Source organism: Serratia sp. OLAL2, from assembly GCF_002752475.1.
In the GTDB taxonomy this organism is placed as follows: domain Bacteria; phylum Pseudomonadota; class Gammaproteobacteria; order Enterobacterales; family Enterobacteriaceae; genus Serratia; species Serratia bockelmannii.
Genome location: NZ_MSTL01000019.1, coordinates 629923 through 656451 on the forward strand (window position 1 = coordinate 629923; position 26529 = coordinate 656451).

Annotated in this window: 22 protein-coding genes; 12 read left to right on the forward strand and 10 right to left on the reverse strand. The window is 54.7% G+C overall.

Annotated features, from left to right (window positions below; all coding sequences use genetic code 11):
* Positions 1-11: 11 nt before the first annotated feature.
* From BVU99_RS20330 to galU, 4 genes are all read right to left on the reverse strand, one after another.
* Positions 12-446 carry a protein tyrosine phosphatase gene (locus BVU99_RS20330; protein WP_089194467.1) on the reverse strand — a complete coding sequence of 145 codons (435 nt, stop codon included), beginning with the start codon at positions 444-446 and terminating at the stop codon, positions 12-14.
* 20 nt (positions 447-466) lie between these two features.
* Positions 467-1603 carry a polysaccharide export protein gene (locus BVU99_RS20335; RefSeq protein WP_099817599.1) on the reverse strand — a complete coding sequence of 379 codons (1137 nt, stop codon included), beginning with the start codon at positions 1601-1603 and terminating at the stop codon, positions 467-469.
* A gap of 274 nt (positions 1604-1877) precedes the next feature.
* Positions 1878-2771, reverse strand: a complete 894-nt coding sequence (locus BVU99_RS20340) for a sugar phosphate nucleotidyltransferase (RefSeq protein ID WP_099817593.1) — start codon at positions 2769-2771, stop codon at positions 1878-1880.
* A 53-nt stretch (positions 2772-2824) separates the two neighbouring features.
* Positions 2825-3721 (reverse strand): UTP--glucose-1-phosphate uridylyltransferase GalU, encoded by an 897-nt coding sequence (galU, locus tag BVU99_RS20345; protein ID WP_049205978.1) that lies wholly within the window; start codon positions 3719-3721, stop codon positions 2825-2827.
* A 609-nt stretch (positions 3722-4330) separates the two neighbouring features.
* Here galU and BVU99_RS20350 point away from each other — a divergent pair.
* Positions 4331-5914 carry a TerC family protein gene (locus BVU99_RS20350; RefSeq protein ID WP_025302162.1) on the forward strand — a complete coding sequence of 528 codons (1584 nt, stop codon included), beginning with the start codon at positions 4331-4333 and terminating at the stop codon, positions 5912-5914.
* Between the two features lie 31 nt (positions 5915-5945).
* Here the strand turns inward: BVU99_RS20350 and dcuC are convergent, their stop codons facing one another.
* From dcuC to udk, 4 genes are all read right to left on the reverse strand, one after another.
* The gene (gene dcuC, locus BVU99_RS20355) at positions 5946-7298 is read right to left on the reverse strand and encodes an anaerobic C4-dicarboxylate transporter DcuC (protein WP_099817592.1); all 1353 of its coding nucleotides are present in this window, start codon (positions 7296-7298) and stop codon (positions 5946-5948) included.
* Between the two features lie 172 nt (positions 7299-7470).
* Positions 7471-9303, reverse strand: a complete 1833-nt coding sequence (gene asmA, locus BVU99_RS20360; protein ID WP_089195689.1) for an outer membrane assembly protein AsmA — start codon at positions 9301-9303, stop codon at positions 7471-7473.
* Positions 9304-9347: 44 nt separating this feature from the next.
* Positions 9348-9929, reverse strand: coding sequence for a dCTP deaminase (dcd, locus tag BVU99_RS20365; protein WP_019454407.1), 582 nt, complete (start codon positions 9927-9929; stop codon positions 9348-9350).
* Between the two features lie 125 nt (positions 9930-10054).
* Positions 10055-10696, reverse strand: a complete 642-nt coding sequence (udk, locus tag BVU99_RS20370; protein ID WP_004938922.1) for a uridine kinase — start codon at positions 10694-10696, stop codon at positions 10055-10057.
* 230 nt (positions 10697-10926) lie between these two features.
* Here udk and BVU99_RS20375 point away from each other — a divergent pair, with 230 nt between their 5' ends.
* Positions 10927-11556 carry a phosphatase PAP2 family protein gene (locus tag BVU99_RS20375; RefSeq protein WP_025302159.1) on the forward strand — a complete coding sequence of 210 codons (630 nt, stop codon included), beginning with the start codon at positions 10927-10929 and terminating at the stop codon, positions 11554-11556.
* A gap of 45 nt (positions 11557-11601) precedes the next feature.
* On the opposite strand, the gene apbC is transcribed toward BVU99_RS20375, so the two are convergent.
* Entirely contained in the window at positions 11602-12714 is a 1113-nt protein-coding gene (gene apbC, locus BVU99_RS20380) for an iron-sulfur cluster carrier protein ApbC (protein WP_043142439.1), read from the reverse strand.
* Positions 12715-12873: 159 nt separating this feature from the next.
* On the opposite strand from apbC, the gene metG reads away from it, so the two are divergent.
* The 10 genes from metG to sanA all read left to right on the forward strand — a co-directional run bounded on the left by metG (position 12874) and on the right by sanA (position 25799).
* The gene (gene metG / locus BVU99_RS20385; RefSeq protein ID WP_049208866.1) at positions 12874-14901 is read left to right on the forward strand and encodes a methionine--tRNA ligase; all 2028 of its coding nucleotides are present in this window, start codon (positions 12874-12876) and stop codon (positions 14899-14901) included.
* Positions 14902-15122: 221 nt separating this feature from the next.
* Complete coding sequence (locus tag BVU99_RS20390) at positions 15123-16190, forward strand: sugar ABC transporter substrate-binding protein (protein ID WP_049205821.1); 1068 nt, start codon at positions 15123-15125, stop codon at positions 16188-16190.
* 131 nt (positions 16191-16321) lie between these two features.
* Positions 16322-17533, forward strand: coding sequence for an MFS transporter (locus BVU99_RS20395; protein WP_049205818.1), 1212 nt, complete (start codon positions 16322-16324; stop codon positions 17531-17533).
* Between the two features lie 138 nt (positions 17534-17671).
* The gene (locus BVU99_RS20400; RefSeq protein ID WP_025302154.1) at positions 17672-18079 is read left to right on the forward strand and encodes a CidA/LrgA family protein; all 408 of its coding nucleotides are present in this window, start codon (positions 17672-17674) and stop codon (positions 18077-18079) included.
* Positions 18076-18771: a CidB/LrgB family autolysis modulator gene (locus BVU99_RS20405; RefSeq protein ID WP_019454415.1), complete on the forward strand. Its 696-nt coding sequence runs from the start codon at positions 18076-18078 to the stop codon at positions 18769-18771. Before BVU99_RS20400 ends, BVU99_RS20405 begins: the two co-directional genes overlap by 4 nt.
* 137 nt (positions 18772-18908) lie before the next feature.
* On the forward strand, positions 18909-19793 hold the full coding sequence (gene cdd / locus BVU99_RS20410; RefSeq protein WP_089195688.1) for a cytidine deaminase: 885 nt from the start codon (positions 18909-18911) through the stop codon (positions 19791-19793).
* 221 nt (positions 19794-20014) lie between these two features.
* Entirely contained in the window at positions 20015-21712 is a 1698-nt protein-coding gene (locus tag BVU99_RS20415; protein ID WP_025302151.1) for an NAD-dependent malic enzyme, read from the forward strand.
* Between the two features lie 518 nt (positions 21713-22230).
* A complete protein-coding gene (locus BVU99_RS20420) occupies positions 22231-23670 on the forward strand; it encodes a lipopolysaccharide biosynthesis protein (protein WP_099817598.1) in 1440 nt (479 codons plus the stop codon).
* A gap of 210 nt (positions 23671-23880) precedes the next feature.
* Positions 23881-24822 carry a glycosyltransferase gene (locus tag BVU99_RS20425; RefSeq protein ID WP_099817591.1) on the forward strand — a complete coding sequence of 314 codons (942 nt, stop codon included), beginning with the start codon at positions 23881-23883 and terminating at the stop codon, positions 24820-24822.
* 233 nt (positions 24823-25055) lie between these two features.
* On the forward strand, positions 25056-25799 hold the full coding sequence (sanA, locus tag BVU99_RS20430) for an outer membrane permeability protein SanA (protein WP_004938948.1): 744 nt from the start codon (positions 25056-25058) through the stop codon (positions 25797-25799).
* Positions 25800-25925: 126 nt separating this feature from the next.
* Here sanA and BVU99_RS20435 read toward each other — a convergent pair whose 3' ends face one another.
* Entirely contained in the window at positions 25926-26318 is a 393-nt protein-coding gene (locus BVU99_RS20435) for a tautomerase family protein (RefSeq protein WP_043142430.1), read from the reverse strand.
* Positions 26319-26529: the final 211 nt, after the last annotated feature.

Genomic DNA, 26529 nt, shown 5'->3' on the forward strand with positions numbered 1-26529 from the left:
ACTATTCCAATTCAGTTCTTTAACGCCGTAGCCCACAGTTTCGATGAGGCTTCAAGTGATCGATATACAAAATCAAATGCTTCTCGACTTTGCTTATAAGGATCGGCTATTTCTCTGTGATTATCCCAGTGGCCGAAGAGCATTATCTTTCCTCGCATTTCAGGAACAATTTGGCATACGGCCTCAATATGTTTCCTTTCCATTACAAGTAATAAATCATGATCTCTGCACATTTCTTTTGTTAGCTGTTTTGCTACATGCCCATCTAAACTTAATCCATAAGATCTTGCGACCTCTTCTGCGCTGCTATCTGCCCCATGGCCAACAACCGCGCTGATACCTGCAGAATGGATTTTTTTTTCGGGTAACTCACGCTGTAGCAAACGCTCCCCAGTTGGGGAGCGGCATATATTGCCAACACATATAACTAGAACTGAATCAAACATTATAAGCCTCTCCCAAACGACTAAGGCCAGTTGCGAATACGCAACGATCCTTCGCTTAGATCGTTGAATCCAGTGATTGTTGGTACTAATTGGCTAATAACGCGGTTCCAACGAACTACAGGTGCAGTAGTAACATATACGATGTCATAGGGTTGTAATTGGAACTCAGTTCCCATAACCATAGCTGCTGCATCTGAAGCATTAAGCTGATAAATATTAGCTAGTTTTTGACCTTCAGTTCCTCGAAGAGGACGAATGACAAATACCCCTGTAGCATCAGCGAAACTTTGATCCATTCCTTCAGCGTTACCTAATGCCTCGGTCAAGGTCATTCCGCTACGGTCCATTTTCAGAGTAGCCTGCTTTTTGACTTCTCCCATGACGAATACCTTAAGATCGTCATTGCGAGGTACATAGAGAATATCGCCAGGATAGAGCAAACGGTTTTGCGTCAAATCGCCACGTTGCATCAATGCCTGTAGAGAAATACGCTGCTCTCTACCATTATGTGTTAGCACTACGTTACGCCAATCCGCATTTTCCGATAACCCTCCTGCGGCGTTGATCGCATCTATTACTGTTAATGGTACATTCGTTATCGGTTGTTGACCTGACTTGGCAACTTCACCAGTGACGTAAGTTTTTTGTGAGCGGAAGGCGGCAATACTAACATCTACCTGTGGGCTTTCAATATATTGAGCCAATCGGTTAGCGATTTCATTACGAACCTGGCTCATAGTTTTACCGACGACTTTAACCTTCCCGATATAAGGGTAGAAAATCGTACCGTCGGAATTTACCCAGTTCCCTGTATCGCTAGCACTGCGGTATTGCCCCGCCGGCGTCGTCAATTCCGGGTGATCCCAAACCGTGACCATTAAAACATCGCCGATACCGATGCGATATTCGTAGGTCTGCAATTCACGTTCAAGTGAAGCGTTAGTTTGTGCTACAACAGGTTTAGGCCGCATTTTTTCAACCAGACCTGGCGTCATAGGGTAAATATTAACCAATTTATCAAGGTTAAAATCGCTATCTTGCTGTTTGACAACCTCTTTACCACTGGTTGAAAGATGAGAGCCCGGCACGATAGTACAGCCGCTAACCACACTGATGGATACCAAGAGCGGTATCAGTTTCCATTGTTTTTTTGCCATCGAGTTATCATCACTTTCAAAGTAAAAAATGCATGCAATGCCAAGCCCCAGGCCAACCATGGCACTTAGCAAAATGAGTTATCAACACTTGCGCAAGTCGCTTTAAAAGACACTTTCATTGAGCAAGCGTTGAATTCAGATTTGTTAGGCTTAGACTCTCGGAGCATTATTGCATAGTTCTAAAAAAAAAGACCGTCCCATCGTTTTGCCTTAAACTTAGCCACAATCGCTTCAATACTGTGCCACGACAGCCATGGAGGTATCGAGAGAAGCCTTACAAAGAAAGTTCTTCTGCCCACTCGCGGAAGGCTTTACCCTGCGTAGGATGGCGCAATCCGTAAGTCACGAATGCCCGCAGATAGCCCATCTTCTCACCGCAATTGAACGACTCACCAACCAATTCAGTGGCCTCTACTATTTGCTGCTGAGTCAGCTCAGCAATAGCATCTGTCAGCTGAATGCGTCCCCAAGCGCCCGGCTCAATTTTCTCGAGAATAGGCCAAATATCCGCAGATAGCACATATCGCCCAACGGCTGAGTAGTTTGATTTTAGCGGAACATCGCGGCCCGGCTTCTCGATTATTGAACTGATACGTGAAGAATCGCCAGGTTGCAGTGCGTTATTCTCACATTCGACAACAGAATACTCACGCAGAGTATGCTCGTCGACCGTTTGAACCAGTATCTGGCTATGGCCCGTTTCTTCGAAACGAGAAATAAGATGCGGCAAATTATCTTTTCTCAGGTCAGCGTTGGCATCGTCAAGCAAAACATCTGGCAACAGAACAACAAATGGCGAATCACCGACCAACGGTTTAGCGCAGAGAACGGCATGTCCCAGTCCTTTTGGTTGCCCCTGGCGAATGTGCATCAGCGTCACGCCTTTTGGCGTTATCGACTGCACTTCATCCAACAGCTGCCGCTTCACACGGGCCTCCAGCATCGCCTCCAGCTCGAATGAGGTATCGAAATGGTTTTCGATGGCGTTCTTGGAAGAATGCGTCACCAGGATGATCTCTTTGATCCCTGCCGCGACGCATTCGTTGACAATGTATTGAATCAACGGTTTATCAACGATTGGCAACATCTCTTTCGGAATCGCTTTGGTCGCCGGCAGCATGCGCATGCCCAATCCGGCAACGGGAATAACCGCTTTCAACTTCGTCATGGTAAACCTCATTCATTCTCGTGTTCGCTCTCAGCCGCGGTGGCGACAACCTGTTACTTTCCCAACGTCTGCTTCAACCAGTGGCTGAAATTCTCACCTTCCGAACCGTGACGCAGACCATATTGCACAAACGCCTTCATATAACCAAGCTTGTCACCGCAATCATGGGATTTACCGCTCATATGGAACGCTTCCACCGTTTGCTCTTTCATCAACATCGCGATCGCGTCGGTCAGTTGGATCTCGTCGCCTGCGCCAGGAGCGGTCTTTTCAAGCAGCGGCCAAATTTCTGCTGAAAGTACATACCGGCCGACAACCGCTAAATTGGAAGGTGCATCCTCACGGGCCGGCTTCTCAACCACCGCCGTCATCGGTGCGCTTTCTCCAGCAGCGATCGTCGCGCCTGCGCAATCTACCACACCATATTTGGACACATCTTGTTCCGGCACCGGTTCAACCATGATTTGGCTATAACCCGTATCATCAAAACGTTGGATCATTTTAGCCAGATTTTCTTTACGCAAATCCGCCGTAGAATCATCCAATAAAACATCGGGTAACAGCACAACGAAAGGAGAATCACCCACCATTGGTTTGGCGCAAAGCACCGCATGCCCCAACCCTTTCGCCTGTCCCTGACGCACCTGCATCACGGTAACATCCGGCGGACAAATACTTTGCACTTCACTCAGGAGCTGACGCTTCACGCGCGCTTCGAGCATGGCCTCCAGCTCAAAAGAAGTGTCAAAATGGTTTTCAATCGCGTTTTTCGATGAATGCGTGACCAATACGATATCTTTAATCCCCGCCGCGACGCATTCAGCAACAATGTACTGGATTAAGGGCTTATCGACCACGGGCAACATTTCTTTAGGAATAGCCTTGGTCGCTGGCAACATACGGGTTCCCAAGCCCGCAACGGGGATCACTGCCTTAAGTCTTGTTTGCATTTTCATTCCAATTCATCGTAGCGCTGCACTCACCTGTGCAGCGTGAACAAGGGGATTCAATCAGGCACGCTACCGCCCTTGGCTTGCAGCTACCAAAGTACTGTATTGACGCATCCAACCACGTCATTGTATGAGCCAGTAATTTTTATGCAAAACGGCACTCATTCTTCGTTTGAACTGTCATGCTGTTCACAAAAAAATAAAAAAATCGGTGCCTTTATAACCAAACGATGCTAGTTACTGCCGTTATATGACTAAGATTCTTATACTAATGCCTAAGTGATACAAGCCTTAGATCCCCCCAGTCAGCCGTTTTCAGAATAAGACTACTCATGCCACATACCGATAAGAATCATAGTTGAAGAAAATTTTTTTAATATTTTGATTTAAATATATTTAATAAGACGTTTCTTTTCTGAGCGCATGGCATCCCGGCAGATATTTGCTCCCTCGGCCCTTGATTCCTTGGGCCACTCGGCGCCGATCGATGTTTACGGCAATACGCCTGTGCTGATCCACGTCCTCCCGATTAAAGTTGAATTTTGCCGCCTCAACGCCCATCATTCCCGTGCGGTATAAGCCGTAGAACTTACAGGTGAAATTGGGCGTATGGAATGGATCGCTGATCCAACAATTTGGGCCGGCCTGGCCACTTTGGTCGTGCTGGAAATCGTGCTGGGTATAGACAACCTTGTCTTCATCGCCATTCTGGCGGACAAACTACCGAAACAACAACGAGATAAGGCCCGTGTCGTCGGTCTGTTGCTGGCGCTGGTCATGCGTCTGGCTCTGCTCGCCTCCATATCGTGGCTGGCGACGCTGACCAAACCGATGTTCATCGTCGCGGAGCACCCCTTCAGCGGCCGCGATCTGATCATGCTGGTCGGCGGGATATTCCTGCTGTTCAAAGCCACCATGGAGCTCAATGAGCGGCTGGAAGGCAAGGATGAAGAGCAGCATGGCGCGCGCAAAGGCGCACGTTTCTGGCCGGTCGTGGCGCAGATCGTGGTGCTGGACGCCGTCTTCTCGCTCGACTCGGTGATCACCGCGGTCGGCATGGTCGATCATCTGGCGGTGATGATGATCGCGGTCTGCATCGCCATCGGTCTGATGCTGCTGGCCAGCAAGCCGTTGACACGCTTCGTCAACGCTCACCCGACTATCGTTATCCTGTGCCTGAGCTTCCTGCTGATGATTGGCTTTAGCCTGGTGGCGGAGGGCTTCGGCTATCATATTCCGAAAGGCTACCTCTACGCAGCGATCGGCTTCTCGGTAATGATCGAGGCGCTGAACCAGCTGGCGCAGTTCAACCGCCGTCGCTTCCTGTCAAAGGTGCGGCCACTGCGCGAACGCACCGCCGAGGCGGTGTTGCGTATGCTGAGCGGCAAACATGAAGAAGCAGAGGTCGACAGCCACTCCGCGAACCTGCTGGCCGATAGCGACAGCGAAAGCGGCGAGATCTTCAATCAGCAGGAACGGCGCATGATCGAACGCGTACTCGGCATGGCGCAGCGCACGGTCAGCAGCATCATGACCTCGCGTCACGACGTCGAATACCTTGAGCTAAACGATCCGCAGGAGAAGCTGACGCAGTTGCTGGAGCGTAATCAGCACACGCGCATCGTGGTGGTGGAAAGCAGCGCCAGCGACGAACCGCTGGGCGTTATCCATACTATCGACGTCCTCAAACAGCAATTGGCGCAGGCGCCGCTGGATCTGCGTGCGCTGATACGTCAACCGCTGATCTTCCCGGAGCAGCTCACGCTGTTAAGCGCCCTGGAACAATTCCGTCAGGCGCAGACGCACTTTGCCTTTGTGGTTGATGAGTTCGGCTCCGTCGAAGGCATCGTCACCCTGACGGACGTGATGGAAACCATCGCCGGTAACCTGCCGGAGGCCGGCGAAGAGGTGGACGCACGCCACGACATTCAGCAAAACGAGGACGGCAGCTGGATCGCCAACGGCTATATGCCGCTGGAAGATCTGGTGCTGTACCTGCCGATGCCGCTGGAAGAAAAGCGCGAATACCACACGCTGGCGGGGCTGCTGATGGAGCACAGCCAGCGTGTGCCGCAAGAAGGCGAGCAAATCAGAATCGGTGACTACCTGTTCGAACCGCTGGAGGTCAACAGCCACCGTATCCTGAAGGTGAAGATCACCCCGCCGCCTCCACCGGAGGACTACGAGGTTTAGCATTGAGGCCGGGCATCCCCCGGCCTTTCTTTTACTGGGGAACCAGCAGTTCCGTCGCCACGATCACCACCACCAGCCCGACAATCACTGGCACCGAAGTGCGTTTTACCACGTCGAACGGCGAGATTTTCGCCATGCCGGAAACCGCTACCACCACACCGGAGACCGGTGACAGCGTGCGGCCGAGGTTAGACGCCTGCAGCATCGGGATCACCAGATAGGCCGGATTCACGCCCATCTGCGCCGCCAGTTTCGGGATCAGTTCGACAAACGCATAGAACGGCGCATTGCCGGAACCGGTGGTCATGGCCGCCAGCATGGTGATCACCACCAGCACCAGCATCATGATCAAACCGCCGGTGCCAAACGACTGCGCAAGGCCAATCAGCCCGCTGATAAAGCCGACGGTACTCAGCCCCTGCGCGAAGACACCCGCGGCCACCAGCAACATCACCACGCTGGCAAAAGCATCCGCCATGCCGCGATAGGCTACCTCCAGGCCGCTGAACACTTGTTTGGCGCTGAAGCTGCGCGCAAACTCGATCACGGCCGCCAGCAGCATGCACCCTACCAGCACGGTAATGATGTGCAGCTCCGGCCCCCATTTTCCGTCGAAGATCAGCACGCCAAGGATCGGCGTAAACGGCAATATCGCGTAGAACCCCGGCGCATGCGTTTTGATTTCGCTGACGTCCATGATGTGATGCTGTTCATTGTTCTTTTTGTCGAGGTAGCGCTGCCAGAAAAAGTGCGCCACGGCCATACAGACGATGGCGGCAATCGAGATAGGCAGCGTGGTTTTGAACGCAAAGTCCACCAGCGGCATCTCCGCCGCCTTGGCTGCCAGCACCACGTCGCCGGAGGTTGGTGCCAGAATAATCGCCGCCGGCGAAGCGCAAATGGCCGCCGCCGCCCCGCGGCTAATGCCGACGTTCACCATCAATGGGAACAGCGTCGCCATCAGCAATACGCCGAGGCCGGTGGCGGAAGAGACCGCCAATGACATCAGGCAAGCGACAAAGTATGCCGCCACCATCAGCAGATAAGGCGAGTTGATCATCTGCAACGGGCGCGAGGCCAGCTTGACCACCACGTCGTTAGCGCCGATATGCGTCATGTACGCGGCAAAGCCGCACAGCATCATGATCATCATGCCCAGATCGCCGCCACGGCTCATCAGCAAAATCTTGACGTATTCGATCATGTCGGTCGCGCGCCAGCCGGTTGAGGTGGCGCCGGACGGCAACAGCGTTTTCCCCATCAGGGCACTGATGCCGAGCAGCAGCAGCCCCCCCACCAACAAAACGCCGGTAGCGGAATATCCCTTGATGATGTAACGGCCCACGCCCGCCGCGACTGCGGCGCCAATAAGAAGCTCTATCATGTTTCCTCAACTCGTCATGTTTTCGCGCTCAGGCGCATAGTCATAGCAGAACAGCCCTTACTCTGCACAAACTGCGCGCGAGCCTTCATGACCTTCATCAAGGTAACGGAGAGAAATTACCGCGGGAATCTCGATATTGACGCGGGCCACAATGTGGCCCGCGTCGTAGGGATTACAGTTTGTCGAGCAGCTTCTTCAGATCCTGGCCTTCGCGCGAATCCTTGTTCTTTTCAGCCCACTTGTTCAACGCATCCTTGGCCCGATCCTGCAGCGTTTTTCGCAGCACTTGATCGACTTGCAGTTGATAATTCAGCTGTTGCCAAGGCCCGTAAACCCGCAGCGGAATCGGCGTTTTTTGCAGTTGTTCGATCAGCTCGCCGCGCCCTTGCCATCCGCCGGTGACTCGCACGTTAAGCGCCATATCGCACTGCTTGCCCGGCATATCGATGCTGCCGGCGCCGGTCAGCGCCAGCAAAGGAGAATCCGCCGTCAGACCGCTGAGCTTGACCGTGCCTTGATTCAGGCTGGCCTGCGCAGAGACGCTTTTGACCTCGGTATAGCGCTGATAGCTGTCTTGCCCGCGCACGCTGTTATCGTTGCGCGCCACCGCCTGTTGGATCAGTTGCTGAATGTTCAGGCCGTGCAACTGCGCATCCTGCATCGCCAGCTGCGCCGTACCGCGCCAGCGGTGCTCAAATGACTGTGAAGAAAGACGATCGCCGGTCAGATCCCCTTTCATGCTGAATTTGCCGGTCAGCATCTGCGGCATGTCGAAGGCTTTGAGCACCGTGCCGAGTTCAACCTGGTTCAACGTCGGCTGCACGCTGATCACCGGTTTATTACCGCGCGCGTCCAGCGAGCCCGGCAAGGAGAAATCACCGCCGGCCAATTGCCCGACAAGTTTATGCAGCGTCAGTAGGCCGCGTTGATTATCCGCCGCGACGGCTAACTGGGTAACGTTCATACCGCGGTAGGTCAACTGCGCCGCCTGCAGATTCAACTGTGCATTGAAATTGCGCAGCGCTTCCAGGTTCTGCTGCCGATCGTCAACCTGGCTGGCGATCACCGGCGCGGCGGTCACGGCGGACTGCTCGGCGGTATTAGTGCTGGATTGCCAACCGGAAAGCGCGTCGAGATCGAGATTAGCCGAATTCAGATTCACCACATAGCCAGGCACCGTCCCGAGGCTGGCGCTGATATCGCCGGCCAATTGGCTGTTATTGGCACTGACGTTCAGTTGGCTGATGGCAATCTGCGCTGGCGTGTGCTGATAGACCACCTGTGCATTGCCCTCTCCCTGAATACCGCCATTAAGAATATCCGCGCCCACCAGTTGGTAATTGAACTGAGTCACTTTGGCGCCGATCTGGCGTGGGAACTGCTGTAGATCGACATCGGCCGCCATGCTGAAGGTCAGGTCACGCTGATCGCGGTTAACCCGACTGGAAAGTTCCAGCTGCGCCTGCCGTTTCTCCGTTTGTTGCAGAGTGAGATTGATATCCCGGACATTGATTTGCTCGTTGTCGGCGCGCTGCCAAACCAGCAGGCTGTCCACGACCCGTAGGTTGTCGATATCGAACTTCCAGGCCGCGTCTGCCGCGTCAGTACCGCTACCGGCGGGTGCGATCGGGGCGTCCACCTGAGAGTGCTCTTCACTGTCGGGCGTGAGGCGAATGACGGCATTTTTCAGCATCACCTGTTTAACAAACAGCTGATGCGACAATAGAGGCAATAGTTTGACATCGAGGCGCATGTTTTCCGCGCTCACTACCGGCGCCTTGGCACCCGGCGCGGTCAGCGTCATGCGCCCGGCCAGAATGCTGAGCTGTGGCCAGATATGCCAACGTAGGTCGCCTTCGAGCGTCAGTTGGTAGCCGCTCTTCTGTTCGACCTTTTTGACCATGTAACCGCGAAAATCATTCGGATTGACCAGCAGTACCAGCGCGGACATCCCCGCCACCACGACCACCAATAAAATCGCCAATGTCGTCAGTAATCTTCTCATGCCACCCTCTTGTCAGCGCCACACCGACGGTGCATCCCGCGCCGTTAGTCCTTGTCGATTCGACTGGCTACTGCGCCCTGCTGATCGCGATATTTTGCGTCCTGCCGGCTGTTATAAGGCCGGGCCGCCGGGCCGGACAACGGCTCAAAGCTCAAGGCGCCAATCAGCATCCCCGGCCGCAGCGCCAGCGGCAGCTTGCCGGAGTTGTAAAACTCCAGCACGATGCGCCCATGCCAGCCCGGATCGATACGGTGCGCAGTGACGTGTACCATCAGCCCCAGGCGCGCCAGAGAAGAACGGCCGTCGAGCCACCCCACGAGATCGTCCGGCAACGTCACGGATTCGAACGTCACCGCCAGGGCCAGCTCGCCGGGATGAAGGAAGAACGCTTCGCCTTCCGGCAGGACAATCTCGTCGCTCATCACGCGATCCAACGCGGCGCTGACTTCGTCTTTCGGTCCGCTAAGATCGATAAAAGGCGCGGTATGGCCACTGAACACGCGGAACTGATTGCCCAAGCGGACATCTACTGTGGCCCCGTTGATGCGTTCGAGCGGCGGGCGCGGGGAAATCACCAGTTTCTCGCTATCCAGCCAGGCTTCTATATCGCGGTCACACAGTCTCATGTCTCTCTTCTCCATCAAAACGCATAACTAAACAAAAATTGCCACACAACGGGCGAAAGGTCTACGCCGGGGTGCAAATAGTTGGCCGCCGGCCGGAAATGCACATTTCCGGCCATTAAGGGGCATTATTCAAAGAATTGGCTGATTTTGGCTTTCAGAATATCGATCGCGATGCGGTTTTTGCCACCGCGCGGGACGATGATATCGGCGTATTGTTTGGAAGGTTCGATAAATTGCAGGAACATCGGGCGCACGGTCTTCTGGTATTGCGCCATCACCGAATCCATCGAGCGGCCGCGCTCGTTGACGTCGCGCTTCATGCGGCGCATCAGGCAAATATCCAATGGCGTGTCGACAAAGATCGAGAAGTTCATTTCCTGGCGCAGGCGGATATCCGTCAGCAGCAAGATCCCTTCCAGAATAATGACTTTTTTAGGTTCCAGGTGGACAGTTTCTTTCTTGCGCGTGTGTTCGGTGTAGCTGTACAGCGGCAGCTCGATCGCCTTACCGGCCTTCAGCATCTGCAGATGCTGGAACAGCAGGTTGTGATCCATGGCGCTCGGGTGGTCGTAGTTGGTTTTGACCCGTTCTTCCATGGTCAGGTGAGTCTGGTCTTTATAGTAACTGTCTTCTGGAATAACGCCGATGTGCTCATCGCCGACCTGCTCGCGGAGTTCGCGGTACAACGTGCTGGCGATAAGGCTTTTTCCGGAGGCAGATGCGCCAGCTATACCAATAATGACGCACTGATGCGGATTGTCAGTCATAAAATTAAAGACCTGATTTCATAGTGTGAAGGGGGGAACTAAAACGCGACAATTATAGGGAGTCGCCGGGGTTTGCGCCACTGTATATTGCGCAACGGCGGGCGAATTCGGGCTGTCACGCCACGGGCAAGCGGCATTTTAAGAATCTCACGCCTAGGGCAACGCGCCGTAACGGGTTACACTCCACGGCGCTGACTTTTGCTCCCCGTCCCCTTTCATCGGAGATTGATGTGCTGGATTGGTATTTTCTGACTTTTTTCGGCGACAGCATGCTGCTGCTGCCCTGCGCGCTGATTCTGTTTTTGTTGCTGATCGCGTCTCCCGCCACTCGCGCGGCAGGCTGGCAATGGGCGCTGATCTTCGGTTTCACCGGCGGGCTGGTCTGCCTGTCCAAACTGGCCTTTATGGGCTGGGGCATTGGTAGCGCAAGTTATGACTTCACCGGATTCAGCGGCCATTCAGCCCTCGCGGCAAGCATCTGGCCGCCATTGCTTTGGACGTTGACCGGTCGCTTTTCCCACCCCATACGTAGCATCGCTTTACTGACCGGGTGGATATTACCTTTCGCCATCGGCGTTTCGCGGCTGGAAATTCGCGTGCACTCGGTATCCGAGGTGATCAGCGGGCTGATTTTAGGCTACCTGGCCAGCGCACTGTTCCTGTGGTTGCAGCGGAGCAAAACGCGCCCGCATCTCTCTTGGCCGCACTTCGCCATCGCGCTGGCCTTGCCATTGGCGCTGATGGGACAGCGGCAGCCGGCTCCCACCCAGGGATTGCTGGAGCATATCGCCAAAACGCTGGCACAGATCGAACGTCCTTATACCCGGGCAGATTTGCACAACCCTGCCCGCATCCTATAAAAAAACCCGGCGTTTAAGCCGGGTTCTTGCATTGCGATAGGCTGATTACAGCGCGCGGAACGCAATCTCTGTCGGGATCGCCTCGCCCTGCCAATACATCTGCGCAGCCACACGGCCGGCCAATTGACGATACATGTCGGCGAATTCGCTGTCCGGTCGGCTGATCACCGTCGGCGTACCGCGATCCAGATCTTCGCGCAGCGAAATATGCAACGGCATCTGCCCCAGCAGACGACTGTTGTATTTCTGCACCAGCTTCTCGGCGCCACCGGTGCCAAAAATCGGCTCATGGTGACCGCAGTTGCTGCAGATATGCACGCTCATGTTCTCCACGATGCCCAGCACCGGCACATGCACTTTCTCGAACATCACGATGCCCTTGGCGGCATCCAGCAAAGCGATATCCTGCGGGGTGGTAACCACCAGTGCGCCGGTCACCGGAATGTTCTGCGACAGCGTCAGCTGAATGTCGCCGGTACCCGGCGGCATGTCCAGCACCAGATAATCCAGATCCGGCCACAGCGTATCCTGCAACAGCTGCATCAGCGCCTTACTGGCCATCGGTCCGCGCCACACCATAGCATTGTCGTCGGTCACCAGATAGCCGATAGAGTTGGTCGCCAGGCCGTGCGCCATGATTGGTGCCATATGTTGACCGTCCGGCGAAGTCGGCCGCTCGTGTTCGGTGCCCAGCATATTGGGGATCGACGGGCCGTATATGTCGGCGTCCAGAATGCCGACCTTGGCCCCTTCGGCGACCAGCGCCAGCGCCAGGTTGACGGCGGTGGTGGATTTCCCCACCCCGCCTTTACCGGAGCTGACGGCGATGATATTGCGCACGCCTTTGATACCGGCCTGGCCGTTGGCACGCTTCAGCGTCGTGATATCGTGTTTAAGCTTCCAATCGATGGCGCTGGCGCCGGTCACGCGCAGCAGCTCGGGGCCAACGCTTGCCTGCAGCGCTTCAAAGCCGCTCAGCCAGGCAAACGGCATCGTCAGTTCGATATGCAGCACATCGTCCAGCAACGCGCAGTGATGGATAGCCTTCAATGCGGTCAGGTTGTTTTTCAACGTCGGGTGTTCAAAGGCGGCCAGTACACCGGTCACCAGGGCGCGCAGAACTTCGGGATTGGTCTGCTCAGGGGATTTTGCGTTCATCCCGGCTCCTTGATTTTGAATGGGTAGCTTCCGGCTAAGCATATCAGAACTGCCCGGCGGCTGGCGCGTATAACCTGCAAGAAACCGCCCTAGCAGCGAAGGGCGCGATCGGTTAACATCGAAGGCCCTTTTATTCATTACAGAAAGCAAGTTCTCACTATGGCTCAAGTCGCGAAAAAATTATTGGTGACGTGCGCGCTACCGTACGCAAATGGTTCCATCCATCTCGGCCACATGCTCGAGCACATCCAGGCGGATATCTGGGTGCGTTACCAACGAATGCGCGGCCACGAAGTGCATTTCATTTGCGCGGACGACGCGCACGGCACGCCGATCATGCTGAAAGCGCAGCAGCTGGGCGTAAAACCGGAAGAAATGATCGCGGAGATGAGCCAGGAGCACCAACAGGATTTCGCCGGCTTTGGCATCAGCTATGACAACTATCACTCGACCCATAGCGATGAAAACCGTGAGCTGTCCACCCTGATTTACAGCCGCCTGAAAGAAAACGGTTTTATCAAGAACCGCACCATTTCTCAGCTGTACGATCCGGAGAAAGGCATGTTCCTGCCGGACCGTTTCGTGAAGGGCACCTGCCCGAAATGCAAATCGCCGGACCAATACGGCGACAACTGCGAAGTGTGTGGCGCCACCTACAGCCCGACGGAACTGATCGATCCGAAGTCCGTGGTTTCCGGCGCGACGCCGGTAATGCGCGACTCCGAGCACTTCTTCTTCGATCTGCCGGCCTTCAGCGAAATGCTGCAGGCGTGGACGCGCTCCGGCGCGCTGCAAGAGCAAGTGGCGAACAAGATGCAGGAGTGGTTCGAATCCGGCCTGCAGCAGTGGGACATCTCCCGCGATGCGCCTTACTTCGGCTTCGAAATTCCGGATGCGCCGGGCAAATACTTCTACGTCTGGCTGGACGCACCGATCGGCTACATGGGTTCCTTCAAGAACCTGTGCGACAAACGCGGCGATCTGGACTTCGACGAGTTCTGGCGCAAAGACGCCACCACCGAGCTCTATCACTTCATCGGCAAGGACATCGTCTACTTCCACAGCCTGTTCTGGCCGGCGATGCTGGAAGGCAGCAACTTCCGCAAACCGACCAACCTGTTCGTGCACGGTTACGTGACGGTGAACGGCGCCAAGATGTCCAAGTCGCGCGGCACCTTCATCAAGGCCGGCACCTACCTGCAGCACCTCGACGCCGACTGCCTGCGCTATTACTACGCCGCCAAGCTCTCTTCACGCATTGATGACATCGATCTCAATCTGGAAGACTTCGTGCAGCGCGTGAATGCCGACATTGTCAACAAGGTGGTGAACCTCGCTTCGCGCAACGCCGGCTTTATCAACAAGCGCTTCGGCGGCAAGCTGGCCGACAGCCTGGCCGATCCGGCGTTGTACCAGACCTTCGTCGACGCGGCGCAGAGCATCGCCGAAGCTTATGCCAGCCGCGAGTTCAGCCGCGCGATCCGCGAAATCATGGCGCTGGCCGATCTGGCCAACCGTTACGTGGATGAGCAGGCACCTTGGGTGGTGGCGAAGGAAGAAGGCCGCGATGCCGATCTGCAGGCCATCTGCTCGATGGGCATCAACCTGTTCCGCGTGCTGATGACTTACCTGAAGCCGGTGCTGCCTTCGCTGACCGAACGCGCCGAAGCGTTCCTCAACGCCGAGCTGAGCTGGGACGCAATCCCGCAACCGCTGCTGGGCCACCAGGTGAACGCATTCAAAGCGCTGTTCAACCGTATCGATCTGGATAAGGTCAGCGAGATGGTCAACGCCTCGAAGGAAGACATGGCCGCCGCCAAACCGGTGACCGGTCCATTGGCCGATGATCCTATTCAGGAAACCATCACCTTCGACGACTTTGCCAAGGTAGACATGCGCATCGCTCTGATCAAGAGCGCCGACTTTGTCGAAGGCTCCGACAAGCTGCTGAAACTACAGCTGGATCTGGGCGGCGAACTGCGCCAGATCTTCTCCGGCATTCGCTCCGCTTACCCGGATCCGAAAGCGCTGGAAGGCCGTCTGACCATCATGGTCGCCAACCTGGCGCCGCGCAAAATGCGTTTCGGCGTTTCGGAAGGCATGGTGATGGCGGCGGGCCCTGGCGGGAAAGAGATCTTCCTGCTGAGCCCGGACAGCGGCGCGCAGCCTGGTATGCAGGTCAAATAACCGCACCGGTGCGTAACATCGAGGGTCGAGCTTGCTCGGCCCTTTTTTAATGTCTCAAACCCGACGTTATAAGCAGTAAGAAAAAGTCATAACCGCTCTGATTCCCTCGCCTGCCGCATCTCGCTATGATGCTCCGCAACAACAAATAGACGTCCAGACAGAAAGACTGCTATAACAGACCTTCACCGGGATCGTTTCCCTGCTTTTTGGAGCCTATAATAATGAAAAACGTCAAGACTTCGCTGCTCGCCCTCAGCCTGCTGGCTGCCCTGCCGCTGCAGGCAGCGGAAAACGCCGCCGTGCCAGCTGCCATCGCTCAGCATCAGGGGCCGGTGCGCATCGCGGTGATCCGCAACCTCGGTTCCGACGACAACACCACGCAATTTTTGGCGGGTGCCATCCAGGAAGGACGCAAGCTGGGCTTCAAGGTGGACACCTTCCTCAGCAACGGCGACGACGCGCGCTTCCAGGACTTCGTCAACCAGGCTATCAGCCAGAAATATGACGGCATCATTCTCTCACAGGGGCGAGCCCCCTATTCCACCGAGCTGGTTAAACGCATCGCGGCAGCCGGCATCGCCGTCGCGGCGTTCGATACCGACGTCAGTGGCAGCGTTCCCGGCGTCACCGTCTCGCAGCAGGACGACGCTTCGCTGGCCAACGCCTCCTTCGGCCAGTTAGTGAAGGATTTCAACGGCCAGGCCAACATCATCAAACTCTGGGTAGCCGGCTTCCCACCAATGGAACGCCGCCAGGCCGCCTATCAGCAGCTGCTGAAACAGCATCCGGGCATTCACGAGCTGGAATCGATTGGCGCGGTTTCATCCGACGTGCAGGGCGATACCGCCAACAAGGTGGGCGCGGTGCTGGCGAAATACCCGAAAGGCAAGATCGACGCCATCTGGGGCACCTGGGACGCCTTCACTCAGGGCGCTTACAAAGCGTTGAAAGAGAACGGCCGCACCGAGATCAAGCTGTACAGCATCGATATCTCCAACCAGGACTTGCAGCTGATGCGCGAAGCCGGCAGCCCGTGGCAGGTCAGCGTGGCGGTGGATCCGAAGCTTATCGGCGCAGTCAACGTGCGCCTGGTGGCCAACAAGATCGCCGGGGAAAGCACGCCGGACAGCTATCAGTTCAAAGCGACGGTCATTCCGCAGGCGCTGCTGCTGGCGCAGCCGGGGCCGGTCAACGTCGCCGGGCTGGCGAAGATCATCCCCGGCTGGGGCAGCAGCAGCGACTTCGTGCAACCGTGGTTCGCCACGCTGCAGGCCGAACACGGTAAATAATGCTGTTTTTGACGAGGCTGCCGACGCAGCCTCTGTTTTTAAACTAATTTTCGGCTTCCCCCTTCCGTCCTCGCCAAAATACGCTATGTTATCTGCATCGCCCAATAACTGTATGCATAAACAGGCTTCGAATGAAGGGATTCCCCTCGCTGATTAACATGCTGCTGGCCAGTTCGCTGGTGTTGACCATCGGCCGCGGCGTGACGCTGCCGTTCATTACCATCTACCTCACCGAGCATTTCCATCTGCTGCCGAAGAGCGTGGGCGTGATCCTGGGCGTCAGCCTGACCCTCGGCATCCTTGCCAGCCTGTACGGCGGCTATCTAGTGGACAAATTCAGCAAGAACCGCCTGATCCTGCTGTCGATTGTATTGTTTGCGCTGAGCTTCTTCGCCATTCCCTGGATCCCGCGCCCCGGCGGCGTGATCGTGGTGCTGGCCATCTTGCATACCTGTTATTCGGTGCTGAGCATCACCATTAAGGCCTGCTTCGCCGACGGGTTGCCGGTTGAGCAGCGCATCAAGGCTTTTTCAATCAACTACACGCTGGTCAACGTCGGCTGGGCGATCGGTTCTGCGCTCGGCGTTCTGGTGGCCGGGCTTAGCCCGCTGCTGCCGTTTTACCTGTCGGGCGGGTTGGCGCTGGCGACGGTGGCGGCGCTAAGCCTGCGCTTGCGCGGTCGGCAACAGCGCGCAACGCCAGCCGCCGCACCGGCCGCGCTCCCCAACTTCCGCCAGACGCTGACAATCCTGCGGAGCGATCGGCGGCTTATCTACTTCACCCTCGGCAGCACCCTGGGCGCCGTGGTGTTCGGTCAGTTCACCGGCTATCTGTCGCAGTATCTGATCACCGTCTCCAGCGCCGAGTTCGCCTACAAAATCATCGGGCTGGTGATGATCGTCAACGCCAGCATCGTTATCGCCCTGCAATACCTGCTCAGCCGCGGTATGCGCCAGGAAAACATGCTGCGCTGGCTGGTGCTGGGCACGCTGTTTTTCATCGTCGGGCTGCTCGGTTTCATGGCGGCCGGCCAGGCGGTCTGGCTGTGGCTGGCGGCGATGGCGGTGTTTACCCTCGGCGAAATCATCGTGATCCCGGTGGAATACATGTTCATCGACTTTATCGCGCCCCCGCACCTGAAAGGCAGCTACTATGGAGTACAGAATCTCAGCGCGCTGGGCGGCGCCATCAACCCGGTACTGTGCGGGGTGCTGCTCAGCTATGCCGCGCCGCCGCTGATGTTCGTGATGCTGATCGTCGCCGCGCTGCTCAGCCTGCTGTTTTTCTTCCTCGGCCACCGGCTGGCAGAACACGCGGCGGCAGCGGCCGAAGACACGCGCTGAACCCGCGCGTGGTAGCCATTGCAGGCTGTCAACCCGCCGATCGGGTATGGCACCCATAGCGATAATTCATGGTGCGATCTGTGGCATGGCTCACAGTTTAATTGTATGATGAATGCAGCAATTAAACGGGGAAAGACAATGGCCAACGTGCTCACACTGTGCTGGAAATACCTGAGAGCCCTGCTCCTCATCTACCTGTGTCTGTTCGTCGGCAATGCAGTGGCGGCGCTGCTGCCGTTCGCCATTCCCGGCAGCATTCTCGGCATGCTGTTGCTGTTCGCCCTGCTCTCGACCCAGATTATGCCGGCCAAATGGGTTAAACCCGGCTGCCATTTGCTGATCCGCTATATGGTGCTGCTGTTCGTGCCTATCGGCGTCGGGGTGATGAAATACTACGATCAGATCGTCGCGCATCTGGGCCCGCTGGTCATCTCTTGCCTCATCAGCACGCTGATGGTGCTGGTGGTGGTCGGCTATACCTCACACTATTTTCACCGCGAGCGCCGCATCGCCGGTAAGCCCGACGACACGGAGGGCAACCCATGATCCATGAAATCTGGTGGTCGCTGCCGCTGACGCTGGCGGTCTATTTCGCCGCGCGCTGGCTGGCGCGCAAGCTGAACATGCCGCTGCTCAATCCGCTGCTGGTGTCCATGGCGGTGATCATCCCGCTGCTGCTGCTCACCGGCATCCCCTATGAGCGCTACTTTCAGGGCAGCAAAATCCTCAACGATCTGCTGCAGCCGGCGGTTGTCGCACTGGCCTTCCCGCTGTATGAACAGCTGCACCAGATCCGCGCGCGCTGGAAGTCGATTATCGCGGTGTGCTTCATCGGAAGCCTGACCGCCATGATCAGCGGCGGCGCCATCGCCCTGTGGCTGGGCGCCACGCCGGAAATCGCCGCCTCTATCCTGCCGAAATCGGTCACTACGCCAATCGCCATGGCCGTCGCGGACTCGCTCGGCGGTATTCCGGCGATCAGCGCAGTCTGCGTCATTTTCGTCGGTATCCTCGGCGCCGTGTTCGGCCATACGCTGTTCAACCTGTTGAAAATCACCACCCACTCTGCGCGCGGCCTGGCGATGGGCACCGCATCCCACGCGCTGGGCACCGCACGCTGCGCGGAGATGGACTACCAGGAAGGCGCATTCGGCTCGCTGGCGCTGGTGATCTGCGGCATCATCACCTCACTGCTGGCGCCGTTCCTGTTCCCGGTGCTGCTGCATCTGTTCGGCTGAATACGGCGAAACTTGCGATACATCTCGCATTTATTTATTTCATTGCATTAATTTCACCAATTAAGAGACATTAATCACACTTTAATGTCTCTGGCCTGCCTAGAATGTTACCCCGTTAACTCGTAGAGAGACCTTCTATGCATCCGCGTTTTCACACCGCTTTCAGCGCACTGCCCGCGACACTGCAATCCGCCCTGCGGCCCTATCTGGACGCGCCTGACTTTCCGGCGATGTTCACGGCCGAGCAAGCGGCGGCGATCCGCACAGGTTGCGGGCTGGACGATGATGCGCTGGCATTCGCGCTGCTGCCGCTGGCGGCGGCCTGCTCGTTAACCCCGATATCGCATTTCCACGTCGGCGCCATCGCGCGCGGGCAAAGTGGCAACCTCTATTTCGGCGCCAATATGGAATTCAGCGGCGCACCGCTGCAGCAAACCGTGCATGCGGAACAGTGCGCGGTTACCCATGCCTGGCTGCGCGGTGAATCGGCGCTGGCCTCGGTCACCGTCAATTACACGCCGTGCGGTCATTGCCGCCAGTTTATGAATGAGCTGAACAGCGGCGGCGAACTGCAGATCCGTCTGCCGGGCCGCGCGCCGGCTACGCTGGCGGACTATCTGCCGGACGCCTTCGGCCCGAAAGATCTGGATATCGCTTCGCTGCTGATGGACAAGGTCGATCACGGTCACCAGCTGGCGCTGGACGACGCACTGACACAGGCGGCACTGGCGGCGGCCAATCAGAGTCACGCACCGTACAGCAACGCCCACAGCGGCGTGGCGCTGGAAACGACAGACGGCATTATCTATGCCGGCCGTTATGCGGAAAACGCCGCCTTCAACCCTAGCCTGCCGCCGCTGCAGGCCGCGCTGATCCTGCTGAACCTCTCCGGCGACGATTGCCTGAACATTCGCCGCGCCGTACTGGTCGAGCCGCAGGAGGCGATCCTCAGCCAGTGGGACGCCACCCGCGCCACCCTGGCGGCGCTAGGCTGCCAGAACGTCAGCCGCGCCACTTTCTAAGCGCACCACGGCGGGGCCATCCGGTTCCGCCGTTAACAGCCCCGCCCGCCAAATACAATGCCCCGACGCCGCAAGAAACACTTTCTTTAGTTAAAAAATCATTTGATTGTCGATAATTACGCCAACCTGGTTCATCATCTGGCAACAAATGCTGTACATCTTCTCTTTATCTCTTAGGATCGTCGGCAATAAAGTTATCTGATACGTGAAGAGTAAAACTGATGGAACTAGAATACGAAAGCAAACGCCCGCTCTATATCCCTTACGCCGGCCCGATTCTGCTGGAATTTCCGCTGCTGAACAAAGGCAGCGCTTTCACCGAGGAAGAACGTAGCCACTTCAACCTGCACGGCCTGCTGCCGGAGGCGGTGGAAACCATCGAAGAACAGGTGGAACGCGCCTACCGTCAGTATCAGGATTTCAAGAACGATAACGACAAGCACATCTACCTGCGCAACATCCAGGACACCAACGAAACCCTGTTCTACCGCCTGCTGGACTCGCACCTGAGCGAGATGATGCCGATCATTTACACCCCGACCGTCGGCGAGGCCTGCGAACACTTCTCCGATATCTATCGCCGCGCGCGCGGGCTGTTCATCTCCTACCCGAACCGCGATCGCATCGATGACATGCTGCAAAACGCCACCAAGCAGAACGTCAAGGTGATCGTGGTCACCGACGGCGAGCGTATCCTCGGCCTGGGCGACCAGGGCATCGGCGGCATGGGCATTCCCATCGGCAAGCTGTCGCTGTACACCGCCTGCGGCGGCATCAGCCCGGCCTATACCCTGCCGGTGGTGCTGGACGTCGGCACCAACAACCCGCAGCGCCTCAACGATCCGCTGTACATGGGCTGGCGCCATCCGCGCATCTCCGGCGAGGAGTACCACGCCTTCGTCGAAGAGTTTATTCAGGCGGTCAAACGCCGCTGGCCGAACGTGCTGCTGCAGTTCGAAGACTTCGCACAGAACAACGCCACCCCGTTGTTGAACCGCTATCGCGACGAGATCTGCTGCTTCAACGATGACATTCAGGGCACTGCCGCGGTGACCCTCGGCAGCCTGATCGCCGCCAGCCGCGCCGCCGGCAGCCAGCTGCGCGATCAGACCGTCACCTTCCTCGGTGCCGGTTCCGCCGGCTGTGGCATCGCCGAGCAGATCATCGCGCAGATGAAGTCCGAAGGGTTGAGCGAAGACGAAGCGCGCGCCCGCGTATTCATGGTCGACCGCTTCGGCCTGCTGACCGACAAACTGCCGAACCTGCTCGATTTCCAGAGCAAGCTGGTACAGAAGAGCGACAACCTGACCGGTTGGGAAACCGCCAGCGACGCCATCTCGCTGCTGGACGTGGTGCGCAACGCCAAGCCGACCATTCTGATCGGCGTTTCCGGCCAGCCGGGGCTGTTTACCGAAGAGCTGATCCGCGAAATGCACAAACACTGCGAACGCCCTATCGTGATGCCGCTGTCCAACCCGACCTCGCGCGTGGAAGCCCGCCCAGAAGACATCATCAACTGGACCGACGGCGCCGCCCTGGTCGCGACCGGCAGCCCGTTCGCACCGGTGAGCTATAAAGAGCAGCTGTACCCGATCGCCCAGTGCAATAACTCCTACATCTTCCCGGGGATTGGCCTCGGCGTGCTGGCCTCCGGCGCCACCCGCGTCACCGACGCTATGCTGATGGCCGCCAGCCGCGCGCTGGCGGACTGTTCGCCGCTGGCCACCGACGGCCACGGCGCACTGCTGCCGAATATCGACGATATTCAGGGCGTGTCGAAGTGCATCGCCATGGAAGTGGGTAAAGCGGCGCAGCTGCAGGGTGTGGCGATCGTTACCTCCGAAGACGCGCTGTCGAAAGCCATCGAGCACAACTTCTGGCGGCCGCAGTACCGCAGCTACAAGCGCACCTCGTTCTAAATTAGCCAAGCCTATCGCGAACTTCCCTGCGTCTGTAATGATAGGCCTGCAATTTTTCTTAGCCCTTGTGGTTCTGCCAAGGGCTTTCTATCAGAGTACACCGCCTGAGTGCCAAGTTATTATTGCCGTACCATCCTTCAGTATACTTGCATTACAGTTGTAATGCCGACGCCCTCACAGCTATGAATGGATTTTAACCACCTAGCCAGTAAACTTCACGGCTCGACTTTGACGTTGGCCCTCCTGTCAGTCTCAACTTATTCTGATAATGCTCTCTTCGCCTACAGAATCCTTGAAAAATGTGACTTGCTATGTCTAAATACCCCATAAGTTATTTTTAAGGCATATGATTTTGAAAAATAAAAGAACACAGTATTATTTTTGACGATATTTCGCATTTTTAACAACATTTTGAAATTGATGTAAATTCAGCAACTTACTTATTTACGATGTCCTTATTGATTATTGTTTAAATGTGGGCATTATTTTCAGGGTCTGAATTAGTTTTAAGGTTTTTTATGAACGCATTAAGTAATGCAAAGTGGGTAACTCTGTCACAACTGGGTAAGGTTTTCACCCAGCTAATGAGCATGCTCGTTCTGGCAAGGCTGATTCCTCCGGGGGAGTTCGGTTTAATGGCCATGGCTTACGTAGTGATTAACTTTTCCCTTTTGATCAGGGATTTGGGTACCTCTGCGGCCATCATTCAACATCGAGAGTTAAAGAACAGCACAATTAACGCTATTTTCGGTCTCAACATTACAATGGGGACAATCATCGCCATTGCAATTGTAATTTTGTCACCGCTAATCGCACATTTATTCAAGGAACCTCGACTAGTCGACGTTTTACTTCTCCTATCTATTTCATTTCCTATTGCCAGCAGCGGCTCTACCCACCTAGCGTTATTGGAAAGAAATTCAAAATTCATGACAGTCTCTTTGATTGAGTTGTCGGCAGGTATTATATCTCTTATTGCTGCGATTATACTGGCATATATGGGCGCTGGCGTTTATAGCCTTGTCATATCAAACTTACTGACAGCAATTATATCAACGACTCTACTTTGGATAAAAAGTGATTGGCGCCCGAACATAAAGAAAATTTTCAATAAAGATGAGTTGAAGTTAATTTTTTCCTTTAGCAGCAATCTTACATTATTCAATTTTGTTAATTACTTCTCCAGAAATGCCGACAGCATGCTTATCGGCCGCTATATGAGTGCCAACATTCTCGGCTCTTACTCTCTGGCCTACAGAATCATGTTGTTCCCGCTTCAAAACTTAACTTTCATCGCATCCCGATCGCTGTTTCCTATAATGAGCCGTCAGCAAGATAATGAAGCAGAGGTCAAAAAACTATTTCTGAAATCGATTGATGTCATCACATTCCTTGTTTTTCCTCTGATGGTAGGTCTGGCAACGTTACGAGAGCCGTTCTTTAATATTGTCTTCGGACCTGAATGGGCACTGAGTGCGACAATTATGCTCTGGCTGGCGCCGACAGGGATTGTTCAAGCAGTGACCAGCTCTAGCGGTGCGGTTTTAATGTCTAAGGGACGTGCAGGGATATTATTGATGCTTGGTTTCCTGGGCTCTTTCCTGCTATTAAGTGCATTTATCATCGGTGTGCAATACGACATTATTACACTCACCATGCTTTATTTCGTCGCCAACATAATAAACTTCGTTCCGGCAATGTCCATCACAATGCGACTATTAGGAGGTAACCTTTTTGAGGTTATTGCCAGACTCATTGCGCCGGGAATTTGTTCAGGAATCATGTTCGCTGCGCTCTACTGGCTATTACATGCCTCTCACTTAAATATCGTGATAAATAGCGTATTTTCATTGGTTTGCATATCATTGTTCGGCGCCTTTGTATATCTCCTCGCATCCATGATTTTCTTACGTGACAGAATTGTTTACTTCAAGAAGGCTGTATTTAATAAGGAATAATTTAACTCAACAGATCCAAGAACGAGTTCTTGGATCTGCTTCTATGAAATAGAAAATCAATCAGTCACCTCAGCGTCATCCATTTATCATAAATGAGTCACCAGCCCGTTTTTCTGCCTGTAAAAATTAAGTTGGTTCGTTTTTTATGTTTAAAACCGCTGATTTCCATGGTAGTCTTATCAAAACTAATCCCGATTGAGTTTAATCAATATGACCCCGAAAGTTAGCATTATTATAGCAAGTTACAACACGGACAAATACATTGTTGAGTGTGTAGACTCTGCGCTTGGGCAGGATTACGAAAACATTGAAGTCATCGTTGTCAACGATGGATCAACAGACAATACTGAAGCGTTACTATCTGAACTTGCTCGCAATAACACTAGACTGAAAATTTTGACGCAAAAAAATCAGGGGCAGTCAGTCGCCAGAAACAATGGACTAACGCTGGCTACAGGCGAGTTCGTCCTTTTTCTCGATAGTGATGATACCATTGATAACTCATTGATATCAAAATGCATCTCGGCACTCAATGTGACTAATAGCGACATCGTTTTCTTCAATGGTGAAAGCTTTTACGATAATGCAGATGATGAACTTACAGCAAGTTATGCTCCTAAGTACATTAGAAATACCCAATTGTGCGAAGAAGCGATGGATAGTTATACATTTTTCAAAAGGTCATGGAAGTTAAAAAACTATACGGTAAGTCCGTGCATGTTCGTTTCCAGGACTCAGCTTGTAAGAGATAATCCATTTTATCCTGGCATAGTGCATGAAGATAACTTATTTACTACCAAGATCCTGCTATCGCAGAAATCCAATATTATTTGTATAAATGATATTCTGTACAGAAGGCGCATACGCCCGAATTCAGTCATGACATCAAAGAAAAGTGAACGAAATGCCATTGGTTATTTAACGGTAGCAAAAAAAATGACCGCATTACGTTCTCAAACGGATGATGAACTGAACGTTTGCTTAAATAGTTTTATTTCTCATTGTGTTAGCTCATCACTGAACGACGCCAGAGCTTGTTTCACGCGTATCCCGAAAGAAATGAGAAAAGAGTACCTGAACGTCATCAAAGATATTGGCTGGATGAGTGTTAGGAAAAAAACTTTAGCCAGATTTATTTTCTCTTACTTTTAAAACGTCACTCAAAAGCAGCCCTGAGCACTGAGTTTCAGGGTTGCCTTTTCATTGTTATCTATCCATTCCTTCTGCGTGTCTTTCAACACCAGACCGATCAACATTTTTTTCAGCCTGAACCGCCGAAAAATGCGGCGTTGCGCGTGCTTCAGGCGTTTCGCGTCTTGCGTCGATCGGTCAGGTAAAGTAGCCTTGATCCATCTTTTTCAGCCCGGCGCGCGTAAGGCAACAACATGTGGAAACGCCTGATCATCAGCCTGTTCATCATCATTGCGGTGTTGATGGGTTCGGCTATTGCGCTCGATCGCTGGATCAGCTGGAAAACCGCGCCTTACGTCTACGACGAACTGCAGGAGCTGCCGCACCGCCAGGTTGGCGTGGTGCTCGGCACGGCCAAGTATTACCGCACCGGGGTGATCAACCAGTACTACCGTTACCGCATTCAAGGGGCGATCAACGCCTATAACAGCGGCAAGGTGAAATACCTGCTGCTGAGCGGCGACAATGCCCAGCAAAGCTACAACGAACCGATGACCATGCGTCGCGATCTGATCGCCGCCGGCGTGGCGCCGAGCGATATCGTGCTGGACTACGCCGGCTTCCGCACTCTAGACTCCATCGTGCGCACCCGCAAGGTGTTCGACACCAACGATTTCATCATCATCACCCAGCGCTTCCACTGCGAGCGCGCGCTGTTCATCGCCTTGCACATGGGCATTCAGGCGCAGTGCTACGCGGTGCCGTCGCCGAAGGACATGATGACGGTGCGCGCCCGCGAGATCTTCGCTCGCCTGGGCGCGCTGACCGATCTGTACATCCTCAAGCGCGAGCCGCGCTTCCTCGGCCCGCTGATCCCGATCTCCGCCATGCACACCGTGCCGGAAGACGCCCAGGGTTATCCCGCCGTGTCACCGGAACAGTTGGTGGAACTGGAGCACAAGCTGAAAGAAGAGAAGCAAAAAGCCAAACAGCCTTAATCATCCGGCAGAGGGTTTTACACGCGTCCCCAGCAATACGCTAAAAGGGCGTATTATCCGAGAAATACGCAGTGTTAACGAATACCGGATGATTTGCGTAAAGCACTCTCTACGTACGTTGACAGCTTATTGCGACATAGAAAGCGGCGATGCCCTTCTGCCGCCGCCGAATGAACTATTCAAACGATCCAGTTCAATGAAAAGGACCATCAGATCATTGCTGTCCAGTCCAATCAGGGCGAGTTCCTGTACCAGTGATTGCAAGAGCAATTGTTTGCGGGCATCAGGGGAACCAGAGGAAAGCATGGCTTCAATCAACACGAAGTTAGCGCTGCGGGGGGATTCCAGATCGGGATAAGTGGGGTCCACATATAAATCGTCTTCCCCAAGACGGATAAAGCGCTGGAATTGATCGTTCGCAGGATAGCCGGTTTTTACTACCGCCGCGTGAATAGCTGATGAAATTCTTTTCTTATCAAGCGTATTACGACTTTTCAGCGTAATGGTAAATACAGGCATAGTTTGCTCCCTGAGAACGGTAGATAAAAGCAGTTTACTGGCTTCATGTCATGTGGGTAGCCCGAAAACTGTGTCACGCTGTAACCAACCCAACCTCAAGATCGGGCAATTCCCTTACCCGAAACAACCCAGCCAGCCATTGCCAAATAATGCCTTACTGTTTTGCTGCGCCCTGCCTCCTAGAATGCAACAAGGCCGGCAATAGGCCGGC

Bases quoted from the DNA above. Each gene is read 5' to 3' on its own strand.
- sanA (WP_004938948.1), top strand. From the start codon at position 25,056: ATGTGGAAACGCCTGATCATCAGCCTGTTCATCATCATTGCGGTGTTG.
- BVU99_RS20340 (WP_099817593.1), bottom strand. From the start codon at position 2,771: ATGACGAAGTTGAAAGCGGTTATTCCCGTTGCCGGATTGGGCATGCGC.
- asmA (WP_089195689.1), bottom strand. From the start codon at position 9,303: ATGAGAAGATTACTGACGACATTGGCGATTTTATTGGTGGTCGTGGTG.
- BVU99_RS20330 (WP_089194467.1), bottom strand. From the start codon at position 446: ATGTTTGATTCAGTTCTAGTTATATGTGTTGGCAATATATGCCGCTCC.
- BVU99_RS20435 (WP_043142430.1), bottom strand. From the start codon at position 26,318: ATGCCTGTATTTACCATTACGCTGAAAAGTCGTAATACGCTTGATAAG.
- BVU99_RS20395 (WP_049205818.1), top strand. From the start codon at position 16,322: ATGAAGGGATTCCCCTCGCTGATTAACATGCTGCTGGCCAGTTCGCTG.
- dcd (WP_019454407.1), bottom strand. From the start codon at position 9,929: ATGAGACTGTGTGACCGCGATATAGAAGCCTGGCTGGATAGCGAGAAA.
- BVU99_RS20390 (WP_049205821.1), top strand. From the start codon at position 15,123: ATGAAAAACGTCAAGACTTCGCTGCTCGCCCTCAGCCTGCTGGCTGCC.
- BVU99_RS20400 (WP_025302154.1), top strand. From the start codon at position 17,672: ATGGCCAACGTGCTCACACTGTGCTGGAAATACCTGAGAGCCCTGCTC.
- dcuC (WP_099817592.1), bottom strand. From the start codon at position 7,298: ATGATAGAGCTTCTTATTGGCGCCGCAGTCGCGGCGGGCGTGGGCCGT.
- BVU99_RS20405 (WP_019454415.1), top strand. From the start codon at position 18,076: ATGATCCATGAAATCTGGTGGTCGCTGCCGCTGACGCTGGCGGTCTAT.
- cdd (WP_089195688.1), top strand. From the start codon at position 18,909: ATGCATCCGCGTTTTCACACCGCTTTCAGCGCACTGCCCGCGACACTG.
- BVU99_RS20335 (WP_099817599.1), bottom strand. From the start codon at position 1,603: ATGGCAAAAAAACAATGGAAACTGATACCGCTCTTGGTATCCATCAGT.
- BVU99_RS20350 (WP_025302162.1), top strand. From the start codon at position 4,331: ATGGAATGGATCGCTGATCCAACAATTTGGGCCGGCCTGGCCACTTTG.
- galU (WP_049205978.1), bottom strand. From the start codon at position 3,721: ATGCAAACAAGACTTAAGGCAGTGATCCCCGTTGCGGGCTTGGGAACC.
- udk (WP_004938922.1), bottom strand. From the start codon at position 10,696: ATGACTGACAATCCGCATCAGTGCGTCATTATTGGTATAGCTGGCGCA.
- apbC (WP_043142439.1), bottom strand. From the start codon at position 12,714: ATGAACGCAAAATCCCCTGAGCAGACCAATCCCGAAGTTCTGCGCGCC.
- BVU99_RS20420 (WP_099817598.1), top strand. From the start codon at position 22,231: ATGAACGCATTAAGTAATGCAAAGTGGGTAACTCTGTCACAACTGGGT.
- BVU99_RS20415 (WP_025302151.1), top strand. From the start codon at position 20,015: ATGGAACTAGAATACGAAAGCAAACGCCCGCTCTATATCCCTTACGCC.
- metG (WP_049208866.1), top strand. From the start codon at position 12,874: ATGGCTCAAGTCGCGAAAAAATTATTGGTGACGTGCGCGCTACCGTAC.
- BVU99_RS20425 (WP_099817591.1), top strand. From the start codon at position 23,881: ATGACCCCGAAAGTTAGCATTATTATAGCAAGTTACAACACGGACAAA.